This window comes from Paracoccus sp. ME4 (assembly GCF_046736325.1).
GTDB lineage: Bacteria > Pseudomonadota > Alphaproteobacteria > Rhodobacterales > Rhodobacteraceae > Paracoccus.
Window position 1 is genome coordinate 2,353,003 of the sequence record NZ_CP151276.1, and the last position, 13,875, is coordinate 2,366,877.

At 69.7% G+C, this 13,875-nt stretch carries 13 protein-coding genes and 1 tRNA gene; 6 read left to right on the forward strand and 8 right to left on the reverse strand.

Annotated features, from left to right (window positions below; translation table 11 throughout):
• Positions 1–21: 21 nt before the first annotated feature.
• From AACG61_RS11980 to AACG61_RS11995, 4 genes are read right to left on the reverse strand one after another with little or no spacing between them, the layout of a single operon-like run.
• Positions 22–663, reverse strand: coding sequence for an aminotransferase class IV family protein (locus tag AACG61_RS11980; protein ID WP_411837359.1), 642 nt, complete (start codon positions 661–663; stop codon positions 22–24).
• Positions 624–1,751, reverse strand: coding sequence for an aminodeoxychorismate synthase component I (locus AACG61_RS11985; protein ID WP_411837360.1), 1,128 nt, complete (start codon positions 1,749–1,751; stop codon positions 624–626). Before AACG61_RS11985 ends, AACG61_RS11980 begins: the two co-directional genes overlap by 40 nt.
• A complete protein-coding gene (mfd, locus tag AACG61_RS11990) occupies positions 1,748–5,233 on the reverse strand; it encodes a transcription-repair coupling factor (RefSeq protein ID WP_411837361.1) in 3,486 nt (1,161 codons plus the stop codon). Before mfd ends, AACG61_RS11985 begins: the two co-directional genes overlap by 4 nt.
• 40 nt (positions 5,234–5,273) lie before the next feature.
• The gene (locus AACG61_RS11995; protein ID WP_411837362.1) at positions 5,274–5,834 is read right to left on the reverse strand and encodes a hypothetical protein; all 561 of its coding nucleotides are present in this window, start codon (positions 5,832–5,834) and stop codon (positions 5,274–5,276) included.
• 92 nt (positions 5,835–5,926) lie between these two features.
• On the opposite strand from AACG61_RS11995, the gene hemB reads away from it, so the two are divergent.
• Positions 5,927–6,922 carry a porphobilinogen synthase gene (gene hemB / locus AACG61_RS12000; protein ID WP_411837363.1) on the forward strand — a complete coding sequence of 332 codons (996 nt, stop codon included), beginning with the start codon at positions 5,927–5,929 and terminating at the stop codon, positions 6,920–6,922.
• A gap of 70 nt (positions 6,923–6,992) precedes the next feature.
• On the forward strand, positions 6,993–7,619 hold the full coding sequence (locus AACG61_RS12005; protein ID WP_411837364.1) for a YSC84-related protein: 627 nt from the start codon (positions 6,993–6,995) through the stop codon (positions 7,617–7,619).
• Between the two features lie 7 nt (positions 7,620–7,626).
• Here AACG61_RS12005 and AACG61_RS12010 read toward each other — a convergent pair whose 3' ends face one another.
• The 3 genes from AACG61_RS12010 to AACG61_RS12020 form a co-directional block, all read right to left on the reverse strand.
• Positions 7,627–8,331 (reverse strand): intradiol ring-cleavage dioxygenase, encoded by a 705-nt coding sequence (locus AACG61_RS12010; protein WP_411837365.1) that lies wholly within the window; start codon positions 8,329–8,331, stop codon positions 7,627–7,629.
• A 66-nt stretch (positions 8,332–8,397) separates the two neighbouring features.
• Positions 8,398–9,042: a GntR family transcriptional regulator gene (locus AACG61_RS12015; protein ID WP_411837366.1), complete on the reverse strand. Its 645-nt coding sequence runs from the start codon at positions 9,040–9,042 to the stop codon at positions 8,398–8,400.
• Positions 9,043–9,073: 31 nt separating this feature from the next.
• Positions 9,074–9,769: a M48 family metallopeptidase gene (locus AACG61_RS12020; RefSeq protein ID WP_411837367.1), complete on the reverse strand. Its 696-nt coding sequence runs from the start codon at positions 9,767–9,769 to the stop codon at positions 9,074–9,076.
• Positions 9,770–9,866: 97 nt separating this feature from the next.
• On the opposite strand from AACG61_RS12020, the gene AACG61_RS12025 reads away from it, so the two are divergent.
• The 4 genes from AACG61_RS12025 (at position 9,867) to AACG61_RS12040 (ending at position 13,004) form a co-directional block, all read left to right on the forward strand.
• Positions 9,867–10,184, forward strand: a complete 318-nt coding sequence (locus AACG61_RS12025; protein WP_411837368.1) for a TIGR02300 family protein — start codon at positions 9,867–9,869, stop codon at positions 10,182–10,184.
• Between the two features lie 173 nt (positions 10,185–10,357).
• Positions 10,358–10,433: transfer RNA gene (locus tag AACG61_RS12030), tRNA-Ala, on the forward strand.
• A gap of 233 nt (positions 10,434–10,666) precedes the next feature.
• The gene (locus tag AACG61_RS12035) at positions 10,667–11,968 is read left to right on the forward strand and encodes an MFS transporter (protein ID WP_411837369.1); all 1,302 of its coding nucleotides are present in this window, start codon (positions 10,667–10,669) and stop codon (positions 11,966–11,968) included.
• 175 nt (positions 11,969–12,143) lie between these two features.
• Positions 12,144–13,004 (forward strand): sugar phosphate isomerase/epimerase family protein, encoded by an 861-nt coding sequence (locus tag AACG61_RS12040; protein ID WP_411837370.1) that lies wholly within the window; start codon positions 12,144–12,146, stop codon positions 13,002–13,004.
• A gap of 72 nt (positions 13,005–13,076) precedes the next feature.
• Here the strand turns inward: AACG61_RS12040 and AACG61_RS12045 are convergent, their stop codons facing one another.
• Positions 13,077–13,835, reverse strand: a complete 759-nt coding sequence (locus AACG61_RS12045) for a DUF1080 domain-containing protein (protein ID WP_411837371.1) — start codon at positions 13,833–13,835, stop codon at positions 13,077–13,079.
• Between the last annotated feature and the right edge of the window lie 40 nt (positions 13,836–13,875).

A 13,875-nucleotide genomic window follows, 5' to 3' on the forward strand; every position in this document is an offset into this window, starting at 1 on the left:
CCCTTTCCTCTTGCGCGGATGTCAGGCGTCGATCATGTCGGCGGGGATCAGGCCGCGCAATGCGTTCCCGCAGAACAGCTCGCCATCCTTCAGGTCGCGAGGGTACAGAACCGCCTCCTGCGCCCGCCCGGACTGAAGAAGGCTCTCGCGCAGCACACCCGGCAGCAGGCCGCAGGACAGGGGCGGCGTCAGCAGCACGCCCTCGCGGCGCAGAAACACGCTGGTGATCGAGCCCTCGCACAGCGCGATCTCGGCATTCAGCAGCAGCGCCTCATCCATTCCGTCAGGCAATGCCGCCCGCGCCGCGTCGTAGACAGGGCGGTGCGAGGACTTGATCGACAACCAGGGATCGCGGGCATCCAGACGCAGGGGCGAGAGACAGACCCGCCAGCGCGGCGGGTTCGGCGGCAGGGGCGCCGACGTGACCGTCACGCGCCCGGCGGTTTCCACGGCCAACCGTGCACGCAGCACCGTCCCGCGCGGCAGGCCGGACAGCGCGGCCTCGGCAGCTGCCGGATCCAAGGGGAATCCCACCGCCGCGCAGCCGCGCCGCAGCCGGGCCAGATGCCGCGGCCACAGCGCGATGCGTCCATCAGCCTCGCGGCGCATCGTCTCGAAGACGGTCAGGCCTTGGGGGTAAGGTCCAGGAATGCGGCCTTGCACAGCGCCTCCTCCCATTCCGATGCGGCCTCGCTGTCATGCACGATGCCGCCGCCGACGTTCAGCAGCAGGCGGTCGGGCGCGGCCAGCCAAGGCGAGCGGATCGCCACCGAGAACCGCATCGGTCCCTCCGGATCGACCCACCCGATCGCGCCGCAATAGACCTCGCGCGGGGCGGCCTCCAGGTCGGCGATGATCTCCATCGACCGGATCTTGGGCGCCCCGGTGATCGACCCGCAGGGAAACAGCGCCCCCAGGATCTGCGCCAGACCGACATCCGGCTGCAGCTGCCCCTGCACGGTCGAGACCATCTGATGCACCGTGGCATAGGTCTCGACATGGAACAGTTCGGGCACGGTGACGCTGCCCGGCAGGCAGATGCGGCTGATGTCGTTGCGAAGCAGATCGACGATCATCAGGTTTTCGGCCCGGTTCTTGTCCGACAGGCGCAGCGACCGCGCGGCGGCGGCATCCTGGACGGGGCTTGCGGCGCGGGCAGCGGTGCCCTTCATCGGGCGGGTGGTGATGCGCCGCTGCCCGTCCACGGCGAAGAACAGCTCGGGGCTGCGCGACAGGACGGGCGGGCCGCCCAGATCGACGAAGGCGCCCTCGGGGACCGGCTGCCGCGCGGCCAGCGCGGCATAGAGCTCCAGCGGCGCGCCCTCCGCCTCGGCCTCCATCGGAAAGGTCAGGTTGATCTGATAGGTGTCGCCCGATTCGATCAGCCGATGGACCGCCGCGATGGCCGCGTCATAGCGCGCCCGGTCCCAGAGCGGCCGCGCCGGTCCAATCCGTCCCGCCGGACCCGGCAGCGGCGGCGCCGGGCGGGGGCCGTCGAACACCCCCATCAGGATCAGCGGCATCGCCCGCCCGGCCGGCATCCGCCCCGCCAGGCGCGGGATCAGCGCATATCCCAGCTCATAGGACAGATAGCCCGCCAGCCAGCAGCCCCGCCCGACCGCCGCCTGCATCGCCGCCAGCGCCGGCGCCACGCCCTGCGCCGTGTCGGCCCGGATCACCGCCTGCGGCGCCGCGAACAGCGTGCCGTCGCCCAGGGGACCCGTGTCGAATCGGACCTGCCCGGCGGTCATGCCTTGGCCTTGCCCGCGGACGCGGCGCGGCCTTCGCGGACCTTGGCGGCCAGGTCGCGGGCCACCGCGAAGGCGCCCTTGATCCGCTCGGCGTCGGTCGCGAAGTCGCGCTTCAGGACGACCTTGTTGTCGGTCACCTTGGCGGTGCCGCGCTCGTCGGCCAGGAAATCGACCAGGCCCGCGGGGTTCGGGAACTTGTCCATGTGGAACTGCACCGTCACGCCCTTCGGGCCCACATCCAGCTTGGAGATGTTGGCCCGTTTCGCCATCGCCTTGATGCGGATGACCAGCAGCAGCGTGTTCACCTCGCGCGGCAGCGGTCCGAAGCGGTCGATCAGCTCGGCCGCGAAACCCTCCAGCTCCACCTTGGTGGTCAGCTCGGCCAGACGGCGATAAAGGCCCAACCGCACGTCCAGATCGGGGATGTAGCTGTCGGGAATGGTCACCGGCACGCCCAGGTTCAGCTGCGGCGCCCATTCATCCTCGGGCGTGCCCTCCAGCTCTCCGGATTTCAGTTTGGCGATCGTCTCCTCCAGCATCTGCTGGTAAAGCTCGAAGCCGACCTCCTTGATATGGCCCGACTGCTCCTCGCCCAGAAGGTTGCCCGCGCCGCGCAGGTCCAGGTCCTGCGACGCCAGGTTGAAGCCCGCGCCCAGCCCGTCGATCGAGCCCAGGAACTTCAGCCGCCGCATCGCCTGCGGGGTCAGCGGCACGCGAGGCTTGGTGGTCAGGTAGCAATAGGCCCGCGCCTTGGACCGCCCCACCCGGCCGCGGATCTGATAGAGCTGCGACAGTCCGAACATGTCGGCGCGCCAGACGACCATCGTGTTCGCGGTCGGGATGTCCAGGCCCGATTCGACGATGGTCGTGGCCAGCAGCACGTCATGGCTGCCGTCGTAGAAGGCGTTCATCCGCTGATCCAGATCGCCCGCCGCCAATTGGCCGTGGGCGACGATGTAGTTCAACTCGGGCATGTTCTCGGCCAGCCAATGCTCGACCTCGGGCAGGTCGGTCAGGCGCGGGACGACGAAGAAGGACTGCCCGCCGCGATACTTCTCGCGCAAGAGCGCCTCGCGGATGGTCACGCTGTCGAATTCGCTGACATAGGTGCGGATCGCCAGGCGGTCCACCGGCGGTGTGCTGATGACCGACAGGTCCCGCACGCCGGTCAGGGACAGCTGCAGCGTGCGCGGGATGGGCGTCGCGGTCAGGGTCAGGACGTGGATGTCCGAGCGCAGCTCCTTCAGGCGTTCCTTGTGGGCCACGCCGAAATGCTGCTCCTCGTCGATGATCAGGAGGCCGAGATTCTTGAACCGCACGCCCTTGGCCAGCACGGCATGGGTGCCCACGACGATGTCGACGCTGCCATCCGACAGGCCGGTGCGGGTGGCCGCCGCGTCCTTGGCGCTGACAAAGCGCGACAGGGGCCGCACGGTGATCGCGGTGCCGCGGAAGCGTTCGACGAAGCTGCGGTAATGCTGCCGGGCCAGCAGGGTCGTGGGGGCCACCACGGCGACCTGCATGCCTTGCGACGCGGCGATGAAGGCTGCGCGCATCGCGACCTCGGTCTTGCCGAAGCCCACATCGCCAACGACCAGGCGGTCCATCGGGCGACCGATGGCCAGATCGCCCGCCACGTCCTCGATCGCGGACAGCTGGTCGTCAGTCTCGCTGTAGGGGAAGCGCGCGGCAAAGGCCTGCCAGTCGTGATCCTCGGGCTCCAGCACCGGGGCGGGACGCAGCAGGCGTTCGGCGGCGACGCGCATCAGCTTGTCGGCAATCAGCTTGATGCGTTCCTTGAGGCGTGCCTTGCGCGCCTGCCACGCGCCGCCGCCAAGGCGGTCCAGCAAGCCCTCCTCATGGCCGTAACGCGAGAGCAGCTCGATATTCTCGACCGGGACGTACAGCCGGTCGCCGCCCGCATATTCCAGCGCGACACAGTCATGAGGCACCTTGAGCGCCATGATCGTCTCGATGCCGGTATAGCGGCCGATGCCGTGTTCGACATGCACGACCAGATCGCCGGGCGACAGGGTCTGGGTGTCCTTGAGGAAGTTGTCGGCCTTGCGCCGCTTCTTGGCGCCCCGGATCAGCCGGTCGCCCAGCACGTCCTGTTCCGAGATGACCGCGATCCGCCCCAAGGCGGTGCCGTCCGCAACGAATCCCTCCTCCAGCGGCCAGACGGCCAGGCCGATGCTGCCCGCAGCCTCGGGCAGGTCGCGCAGATCCGCGATGGGCCTGGCGCCCGCCAGCCCCTCATCGGTCAGAAGGCCCGACAGGCGGTCGCGCGCACCGTCGGAGAAGCTGGCGATGACCACGCGATGCGTGCGGGCCAGCGTCCTGACGTGATCGGCCAAGGCGCTGAACAGGTTGATCTGTTCGGCCTGCCGTTCGGGCGCAAAGTTGCGTCCCGGCCGCCCGCCCGCATCCAGCACGCCCGGACCGGGGGGCTGGTTCAGCACCGACAGGCGCAGCACGCGATGCGCCGACAGCCAGGCGGACCATTCACCCTCCGTCGGGAACATCGCGTCGGGGGGGATGGGCTTGTAAACGGTATCGCTGCGCCCCTTGGCGGCCATGGCGACGCGGCGGGCGTCGAACTGTTCGCGGATCGTGGCACGACGGGCGTCGATGACCTGGCCGATATGGTCGTCCAGCACCACGGAGGCACCGGGAAGATAGTCGAACAGGCTCTCCATCCGGTCGTGGAACCAGGGCAGCCAATGCTCCATGCCGGCGGTCTTGCGGCCCGCGCTGACGCTCTCGTACAGCGGATCGCTGGTGCCGCCGCCATATTCGGTGCGATAGCTCTGCCGGAACCGGGTGATGGCGGCCTCGTCCAGGACCACCTCGGACATGGGGGCCAGCTCGACCCGGTCCAGCTTTTCGGTGGTGCGCTGCGTGTCGGGGTCGAAGCGGCGCGCCCCGTCCAGCACGTCGCCGAACAGGTCCAGCCGGATCGGCCCCGCCGTGCCCGGCGCATAGATGTCGATGATGCCGCCCCGGATCGCGTAATCGCCCGGATCGGTGACCGTCGGGCTCTGCACGAAGCCCATGCGGACCAGGAAATCGCGCAGGGCGGCCTCGTCGATGCGGTCGCCCACGCGGGCGACGAAGGCAGTCCCGCGCACCAGATCGCGCGCGGGCACGCGCTGCAGCACCGCGTTCAGCGTGGTCAGCAGCACGAAGGGCCCCTTGACGCGTCCCTGCGCCAGCCCGGCCAGCGTCGCCATGCGCGCCGCCTGCACCTCGGGCGCTGGGGATACTCGGTCATACGGCGTCGTGTCCCAGGCCGGAAAGTCCAGCACGGCCAGATGCGGGGCCATGAAGGCCAGCGCCGCGCGCATCGCCTCCATGCGGCGGTCGTCGCGGGCCACGTGGATCACGGGTGCGCCGCGGTTTTCGGGTCGCGCGGCCTCGCGCGCGATCAGCGCGGCGTCATAGCCTTCGGGCGCGCCGGAGAGGATCAGCGGATCGGACATGAGCCGTGAGGTATAGGGCCGCGCCGCGAAGTCAAGCGCGTCAGAAGCCCAACGGGTGCATCAGCGTCCACAGCGCCCCCCACAGCGCCACCACCGCGACCGACAGCATCGACAGGACCGTCACGCCCCGCTTGTGCCAGACCATCGCGCGCATGGCGTCGCGGGCGGCCTGCGACACGGGCGCGCGCCCCTCCTGCGCGGCGGCGACCAGGGGCGTCAGCCGGCGCGCCAGGCGCAGCCGCATCCAGAACAGCACCCAGAACGGAACCATCAGCAGGACCAGCGCCTGCGCCATCTCCAGCCCGAAGCCGAAGCCCAGGATCGCCAGCGAGGTCAGCAGGAAGGTGGTGACGCCCAGAAAGGCCGCGCCCTCGCGCGGGCTCAGCTGCCAGCGCGGCAGGATCAGCGATAGCCAGTCCAGCAGCGTGATGGCCGCATCCTCGGTCGCAGGGTCGCGGCGGGCGCGGGCCAGCACCTCGGTCGGGACGCCCAGCACGGTGCGGCCGGTGACCGACCACATGCCCAGCAGCAGCAGCCAGAACCAGATCGAGGAGAAGGAGCGGCTGCCCAGGAGGCCCAGCAGGTTGTCGAATTGCGGCACGGGCAGTTCCTTGTCCTTGGCTGCGCGCGACCTTAGAACGGGTTTCATCCAAGGAAAAGCGCCGCTTGCGCCCCATGACAGGAGGCCCCCCGATGGCCAGCCCGATCGTCGCCCCGTTCCCCGCCGGCCGTCTGCGCCGCCTGCGCCGCAACGCCAACATCCGCGCCATGGTGTCGGAGCGGAACCTGACCCCCGCCAACCTGATCTGGCCGATCTTCGTGACCGAGGTCGCGGGCGCCGAGGGCGAGATCGCCTCCATGCCCGGCGTGGAACGCCTGACGCTGGACGGGGCGCGGCGCGCGGCCGAACGCGCGGCGCGGCTGAACATTCCCGCCATCTGCATATTTCCCCATTCCGACCAGGCCAGCCGCACCGACGACTGCGCCCGGGCCTGGGACCCCGACAATATCGGGAACCTCGCGATCCGCGCGGTCAAGGAGGAGGTCCCGGACCTGGTCGTGATGACCGACATCGCGCTGGACCCCTACAACGCCAACGGCCATGACGGCCTGGTCCGCGACGGAGAGATCCTGAACGACGAGACGATCGAGGCGCTGGTCCGCATGGCGCTGGTCCAGGCGGAATCCGGGGCCGACATCCTGGGACCCTCCGACATGATGGACGGGCGCATCGCCGCCCTGCGCGCAGCCCTGGAGCGCGAGGGCCACAAGAACGTCGCCATCCTGTCCTATGCCGCGAAATTCGCCAGCGCCTTCTATGGTCCGTTCCGCGACGCCGTGGGCGCGTCGGGGCGGCTGGTCGGCGACAAGAAGACCTATCAGATCAACCCCGCCAACCGCGGCGAGGCGATCCGCTGCGTCGCCCGCGACCTGGCCGAGGGCGCGGACATGGTCATGGTCAAGCCCGGCATGCCCTATCTGGACATCTGCCAGGCCGTGAAGGAGGAGTTCGGCGCGCCGACCTTCGCCTATCAGGTCAGCGGCGAATACGCGATGCTGGAGGGGGCGATACGCAACGGCTGGCTGTCGCGCGACGCGATGATCGAGAGCCTGCTGTGCTTCCGGCGGGCGGGCTGCGACGGGGTGCTCAGCTACTTCGCGCCGACGGTCGCCGAAATGCTGGCGTGAGGCCCGCCGCTGGCCTATCCTGCGCGCCAACGGGCCGCCACGAGCCCCGCACAACGACACGAGGCGACACATGAGCAACCCGATCGGCCTGTCCCGGCGCAACGTCCTTCTGGCGGGAGGGGCGGCGCTCCTGACCGCCGCCTGCAGCAATGCGGTCGGCAGCGACGCCTCGGCGCAGCTGGATGCGCGGGTGGACCAGACGCATCAGTATCTGGTCTCGACCTATCCCGCCTCGCAGCCGCTGCTGCAGAACGCGCGCGGCGTGCTCTACATGCCGCTGATGACCGAGGCCGCGCTTGGCCTGGGCGGGGCCTATGGCCAGGGTGCGCTGCGCATCGGCGGGCAGACGGTCGACTATTACTCCGCGACCCGCGCCACGGTGGGCTTCCAGGCGGGCGCGCAGCAATATGCGCATGTGCTGATCTTCCAGGACGAACAGGCGCTGATGGCGTTCCGGGCGGCACCGGGCTGGACCGCGGGGGCCGGGGCCTATTACGCGCTGCCGTCGGGCGGCATGGCGGTGGGGGCCGACACGTTCAGCGCCCAGTTCCCGGTGGTCGCGATGATCTTCGGACAGTCGGGCCTGATCGCCGGGGCCGCCATCGAGGGCACGAAATACACCCGCGTCATCCCCTCCTCCCTGCCCGAGGTCCAGTTCGGCACCATCGGCCTGCCGCCGATGGGCGCCCCCGGCTGACGCGCACCTAGAGCAGCGCGGCGCGGTCGTCGGACAGGCCGATGACCATGGCCGCGTCGAACCCGCCCTCGACCTGCGTGACCTCGGCATAGGCGCCCTGCCCCGCGCGGCGCGCGATGCCGTCGCGGTCGTTGAAGATCCGCCCCCGCGTGCTGTCGCGGGCATAGTCGGGCAGCTGGTCGAAGACCGCCCGGCTGAAGCGGTCGGGAAAGAAGATCTGCCCGGTCAGCAGGTCGCGTTCCCCCAGCAGCACCTTGAAATGCACATGCGCGGTGCGACCGCGATACCAGCCTGGCCAGATCGTGCGGAAGGCCGCCCGCCCGGCCTGGTTGGTCATCTGCGTGCCGCGCAGGAAGGTCTCGCCGCGCTGGTCGCCCTGCTCCTGCCCGGCATAGCCGCTGTAGTTGCCCTGCGCGTCGCAATGCCAGATGTCGATGCGCGCCCCCTCGATCGGCCGGCAGGCCGCGTCCACCACCTGCAGCCGCAGCGCCAGCGGATAGCCGGGCCGCCCCTCGCGGATGTCGGCGCGCATCAGGCGCGGGTCGAAATAGAACGGCCCCTCGGTCGTCTCCGGGGTCAGCTGACAGACAGTCGCGGCGATCAGACGCGCGGCGCGGGCCTCGTCGGCCAGCGCGGGCAGGACGGCGCCCACGCCCAGGACCGACGGCGCGGCGATGGCCAGGCGTTGCAGCAATTGACGGCGGTCGATCATGGCGGCGTCTCCTCTGGCACCGGGCCATGATGCCCGGCACCGCGGCCGCGCCAAGTCAAATTGCCGTCAGCCCCCTTCGGTGGAGGTCAGGTGCCGCAGGCCGTGGGTCACGTCCGCCCGCACCGCCAGCCGCAGCGCGGGCTCGTCCCCTGCCCGCAGCGCGGCCAGGATCATGCGGTGATGCCGCGGCGGCTCGTTCCGCCGCACCCGGCCGTAAAGCGCGCGCATGGTCGGCCCCAGCTGCAGCCAGATCGTCTCCAGCATGGCCAGCATGGCCGGTGCCTGAGCGCGCAGATACAGCATCCGGTGAAAGTCCAGGTTGCAGCGGATATAGCCCACCGCATCATGGCGTTCGACCGCATCGGCGATGCGCCCGTTCATCACCGCCAGCCGGTCGATCAGCGCGAAATGCGCCCGCGGCAGGGCGCGGGCGGCCAGCTCGGGCTCGATCAGCGCGCGCAGGGCGGCCAGCTCCTCGATCCGGTCGTCCGACAGGGCGGGCGTGGCGACGCGGCCCGAGGCCGACAGGGTCAGCGCACCCTCGGCCACCAGCCGCCGCACGGCCTCGCGCGCGGGCGTCATCGACAGGTGGTGGTCGCGCGCGATCCCGCGCAGGGTCAGCGCCCGGCCGGGCGGCAGCTCGCCCAGCATGATCTGGCTGCGCAGGGTGCGATAGAGGCGCTCATGCGCGGTGGGATCGGTCGGGCTCATGGGGAAGGTGTGATCACGAATCGCGCGCCCGTCAATCGCCGAACCGCCACAGCATCAGATCGCCGCCCTGCGCGCGCAGCCAGGCCCGGTGCGGCGCGTGATCCGGCATCAGCGCCGCGACCTGCGCCCAGAAGCGGGGCGAATGATCCATATGCGCCAGATGCGCGACCTCATGCGCCGCGACATAGTCGAGGACCGGCGGCGGTGCCATGATCAGACGCCAGCTGAACATCAGCCGCCCGTCATGCGTGCAGCTGCCCCAGCGCGAGCGCGTGTCGCGCAGCACGATGGCCCGATAGGGCCGGCCCAGCCGCGCCGCATGGCGGTCGCAGGCCGCGCGCAGCCGCGTCATGGCCAGCTGCCGCAGCCAGGCGGCGGCCACCGTGCCCGCGGGCCAGCCCTCGGGGATCAGCAGCGCATGGGCCTCGGGCGTCACGCGGCGCACGGGCGCGGGCGTCAGGATCAGCGCGCGCCCCTCGACCGGCAGGGCCGCGCCGAGGGCCGCCACGCGCCGTTCCGGCACCCGGCCCATGGCGGCCTGCAGCCAGTCGCGGCGCGACTGCGCGAAATCGCGGCCTTCCGACAGGGGCACATGCGGGGGCAGCGTCAGCACCGGACCCGAGCCGTCGCGCGGCACCCGCAGCGTCATGCGCCGCGCCCGGCCCGACCGGCGCAGGCGCACCGCAAGCCCCTCATCCAGGATGATCCGCTGATCGCCGCTTGCCATGCCCGCCCCGGCCTGCCAGATAAAGCCTTTGACACCCTCTGGCCGCTGTGGCAGGGGATCGCCCGATTTCCCCTAATCGCGGCTGAAGGAGAATACCATGCCCAAAGAGGAATGGGGCACCAAACGCCTGTGCCCGCATTGCGCGACCCGGTTCTACGACCTCAAGGCCGACCCGATGACCTGTCCGGCCTGCGGCAACACGTTCAGCCTGGACAGCCTGACCGACGGCCGCGGCAAGACCCTGGTGACCGAGAAGACCGCCGCCGCGACCGATGACGACGATCTGGTCGACGACGAGGAGGACATCGCCGACGACGCCGGCGAGATCGACGACGATCTGCTGGAGGAGGACGATGACGACGGCGACGTGTCGCTGGACGACATCGCCGATGTCGCCGGAGACGAGGAGGACTGATCCCCTCAAGGCCGCACCCCCCGGGGCGCGGCCTTTTTCGTGGCCGGGCGGGGGTTTTCCCGGGGTCGCGAAAAATCTGACCGGAGACGTTCTTTTTCCGCTTGCGCCCCGCGGCGCCCGCCCATATAGACCCCACACGCGGCGGCGCTGAAGCGCTTCGCGGACCTCACGGTGGGGCCATAGCTCAGTTGGTAGAGCGCTTGAATGGCATTCAAGAGGTCAGGGGTTCGACTCCCCTTGGCTCCACCATTAATCCTCCGACGATCCATGCAGATGCGCGAAACGCGCGCCCCGGCCCGCGCGGGCACGCGGAAACTTGACACCGCCGGTCGGCGGGTTAAGCCGTCACCGACCGTTCCGGACGGAGCGGCCATCCGACGATCTTCCCCCGTTCAGGCCGACGCATCAGGGCTGCATCATCAGCGCCGGCCATACCGCACGGGGGTCACATCCCCTGCCCTCCAGCGCCCTATGGATCCTCCATGACCACCACCCGACCATCCGCCGCACGCACCCGTGCGGCCCCGACCAATTCGCCCGCCCAGGTCCTGACGGCCAGCGTCATCGGCACGACGATCGAGTTCTTCGACTTCTACATCTATGCGACCGCGGCCGTCCTGGTGTTCCCGACGCTGTTCTTTCCGGGCTCCGATCCGACCACGGCGCTGCTGGCCTCCTTCGCCACCTTCTCGATCGCGTTCTTCGCGCGGCCCCTGGGGGCGATCGTCTTCGGCCATTACGGCGACCGCATCGGGCGCAAGGCCACGCTGGTCGCGGCGCTGCTGACGATGGGCGTGTCCACCGTCACCATCGGCCTGCTGCCGACGCACGCGCAGATCGGGGTCTGGGCGCCGCTGCTGCTGGCGCTGTGCCGGTTCGGGCAGGGCTTCGGCCTGGGCGGCGAATGGGGCGGTGCGGTCCTGCTGGCGACCGAGAACGCGCCCGAAGGCAAGCGCAGCTGGTACGGGATGTTCCCGCAGCTGGGCGCGCCCCTGGGCCTGCTGCTGTCGTCGGGCTTCTTCTGGGTGCTGCTGCACTTCATCACCCAGGATCAGCTGCTGGCCTGGGGCTGGCGCCTGCCGTTCCTGTCGTCGATCCTGCTGATCGGCATCGGCCTGTGGGTCCGGCTGTCCATCACCGAGACCCCGGAATTCGCCGAGGCGGTGAAGAAGGACAAGCGCGTCTCGGTCCCCCTGGCCGAGCTGTTCCGCAACCACAAGCTCAGCGTGCTGCTGGGCACCTTCGCGGCGCTGGCGACCTTCGTGCTGTTCTATCTCGCGACCGCGTGGCTGCTGTCCTACAACGTCAAGGTGCTGCAGATCCCGTTCACGGACGCGCTGCTGATCCAGATCTACGGGTCGGTCGTCTTCGGTCTGACGATCCCCTTTGCGGGCAAGATCGCCGACCGCACCGGACGCTACGGCTTCCTGATCGTGGTGACGGTCCTGATCGGCGCCTTCGCGCTGTCCTTCGGGCAGCTGATGCAGGGCAGCGCCGAGAACGAGGCCAGCATCTATCTGTTCGTCACGATCAGCCTGGTTCTGATGGGTCTGACCTACGGCGTCATCGGCGCCGCGCTGGCCGCGCCCTTCCCGGCGCAGGTGCGCTATACCGGGTCGTCGCTGACCTTCAACTTCGCCGGCATCTTCGGCGCCTCGCTGGCCCCCTATGCGGCGACCTGGCTGCAGATGAACTATGGCATGGCGCAGGTCGGATACTATCTGCTGGCCGCAGCCGTGATCTCGCTGATCTGCATCGTGGCGACCGGACGCGACAAGATCTGATTCCGTAAGGACGTCACCCCGCGCCGAAGGGCGCGGGGTAGCGCACCCGCCCGGGCACCGGCGCATCGTCCCTGGAAACCACGGCTCCTCCTGCGAATGTAATCCTTTTCATGATGCATGAAATCCATTACATCGGGACCTGCCCTCATCGGGAGGGCGTCCATGGGAGAGAGACATGACCCGATATTTCACCGGCCTGACGCTGGCCCCCGCCCTGCTGGCCGCGCTGGCCGTTCCCGCCCTGGCGCAGGAGGACCGCAAGGCCGCCGACCTGCCGATCGCGGTGCAGCTCTACACGCTGCGCGATTTCGGCACGCTGGAAGAGCGTCTGGCGGCCGTGCAGGCGGCAGGCGTCACCGCGGTCGAGACCGTGGGCACGCAGGACGTGGAGGCGGAGGCGCTGAAGGCGCTGCTGGACGAATACGGCATCGAGGCGATCTCGACCCATGCTCAGCTGGCCGATCTGCGCACCGATCCGCAGGCGGTGATCGACTTCAACAAGGCCATCGGCAACGACGTGATCACGGTGCCCTTCCTGCCCGAGGAGGAGCGGCCCACCGATGCCGCCGGATGGACCGCCCTGGGCGAGGAACTGGCGGGGCTGAGCGAGACCGTCCAAGCGGCGGACATGACGCTGGCCTATCACAACCACGCCTTCGAGATGGTCGAGTTCGACGGCCGCACCGCGCTGGAGATCATGATGGAGGCCGCGGGCGAGGACGTGATGGCCGAGCTGGACCTGGCCTGGGTCGCCCGTGGTGGTCTGGACCCGGTCGAGTACATGTCCCGCTTCGACGGCCGCCTGTTCGCCATCCACGCCAAGGACAACGCCCCCGAGGGCGAGGCCGAGGACGAGCGCGGCTTCAAGGCCCTGGGCGAGGGCGTGCTGGACTGGGCCGCGATCCTGCCCGCCGCGGAGGCGGCCGGCGCGGACTGGTACATCATCGAGCATGACCAGCCGATCGACGCCGCCCAGGTCGTGACGACCGGTGCCACCTTCCTGACCCAGAACCTGCCCGACACCGTGACGCGCTGAGCGCCACCGGCGATGCAGAAGGGGCCGCGCGATCCGCGCGGCCCCTTTTCGTTGCGCCCCGTGGGGCCGGGATCACATCGGGCGCACCCAGATGTTGCGGAAGCTGACATCCGCGTCGTGGTCCTGCAGCTGGATCGGCGCGCAGTCATGCGCCTCATAGGCCGGATAGCCGATCCATTCGGTCGCCCCCTGGATCTGCGCGTGGTTCTGCACCACGACCCCATTGTGCAGCACGGTGACATGGGCAGGACGGCGCAGCGCGCCTTCATCCGAGAAGACCGGCGCCTGGAAGATGATGTCGTAGCTCTGCCATTCCTCGGGCGCGCGCGAGGCGTTCACCAGCGGCAGGTGCTGCTTGTAGATCGATCCCGCCTGCCCGTTCGCATAGGTCGGGTTCTCATGGCTGTCGAGGACCTGCACCTCGTAGCGGCTCTGCAGGAAGATGCCGCTGTTGCCGCGGTCCTGGCTGTCATGCCCCTCGTCGTTCGGCGGAGAGCGCCATTCGACATGCAGCTGCACGTCGCAGAAGCTTTCCGTGGTGCGGATGTCGCCCGACCCGCGCGCGACACGCATCGCGCCATCCTCGACGATCCATTCGGCCGGACCGCCGTTCACGGATTCCCACCCGTCCAGGTTCGTCCCGTCGAACAGCACGACCGCGTCCGACGGCGGCTGGCCCTCGGTGGTCTGGACCAGGCGCGGCTCGGGGCCCGCGATCTCGGTCACGCGGGACTGGGCCTGGCGTTCCTCGCGGGTGAGCTCGGCGGCCTCCTGGGCCAGGGCGGGGGCGGCCAGCGCCAAGAGCGCGGCCATCGATGTCATCAGTCTCATGGCAATGTCCTCTGCAGAAGGAAGGCGGCCCCGGTCATGC

Bases quoted from the DNA above. Each gene is read 5' to 3' on its own strand.
- AACG61_RS11985 (WP_411837360.1), bottom strand. From the start codon at position 1,751: ATGACCGCCGGGCAGGTCCGATTCGACACGGGTCCCCTGGGCGACGGC.
- mfd (WP_411837361.1), bottom strand. From the start codon at position 5,233: ATGTCCGATCCGCTGATCCTCTCCGGCGCGCCCGAAGGCTATGACGCC.
- hemB (WP_411837363.1), top strand. From the start codon at position 5,927: ATGGCCAGCCCGATCGTCGCCCCGTTCCCCGCCGGCCGTCTGCGCCGC.
- AACG61_RS12005 (WP_411837364.1), top strand. From the start codon at position 6,993: ATGAGCAACCCGATCGGCCTGTCCCGGCGCAACGTCCTTCTGGCGGGA.
- AACG61_RS12010 (WP_411837365.1), bottom strand. From the start codon at position 8,331: ATGATCGACCGCCGTCAATTGCTGCAACGCCTGGCCATCGCCGCGCCG.
- AACG61_RS12015 (WP_411837366.1), bottom strand. From the start codon at position 9,042: ATGAGCCCGACCGATCCCACCGCGCATGAGCGCCTCTATCGCACCCTG.
- AACG61_RS12020 (WP_411837367.1), bottom strand. From the start codon at position 9,769: ATGGCAAGCGGCGATCAGCGGATCATCCTGGATGAGGGGCTTGCGGTG.
- AACG61_RS12025 (WP_411837368.1), top strand. From the start codon at position 9,867: ATGCCCAAAGAGGAATGGGGCACCAAACGCCTGTGCCCGCATTGCGCG.
- AACG61_RS12035 (WP_411837369.1), top strand. From the start codon at position 10,667: ATGACCACCACCCGACCATCCGCCGCACGCACCCGTGCGGCCCCGACC.
- AACG61_RS12040 (WP_411837370.1), top strand. From the start codon at position 12,144: ATGACCCGATATTTCACCGGCCTGACGCTGGCCCCCGCCCTGCTGGCC.
- AACG61_RS12045 (WP_411837371.1), bottom strand. From the start codon at position 13,835: ATGAGACTGATGACATCGATGGCCGCGCTCTTGGCGCTGGCCGCCCCC.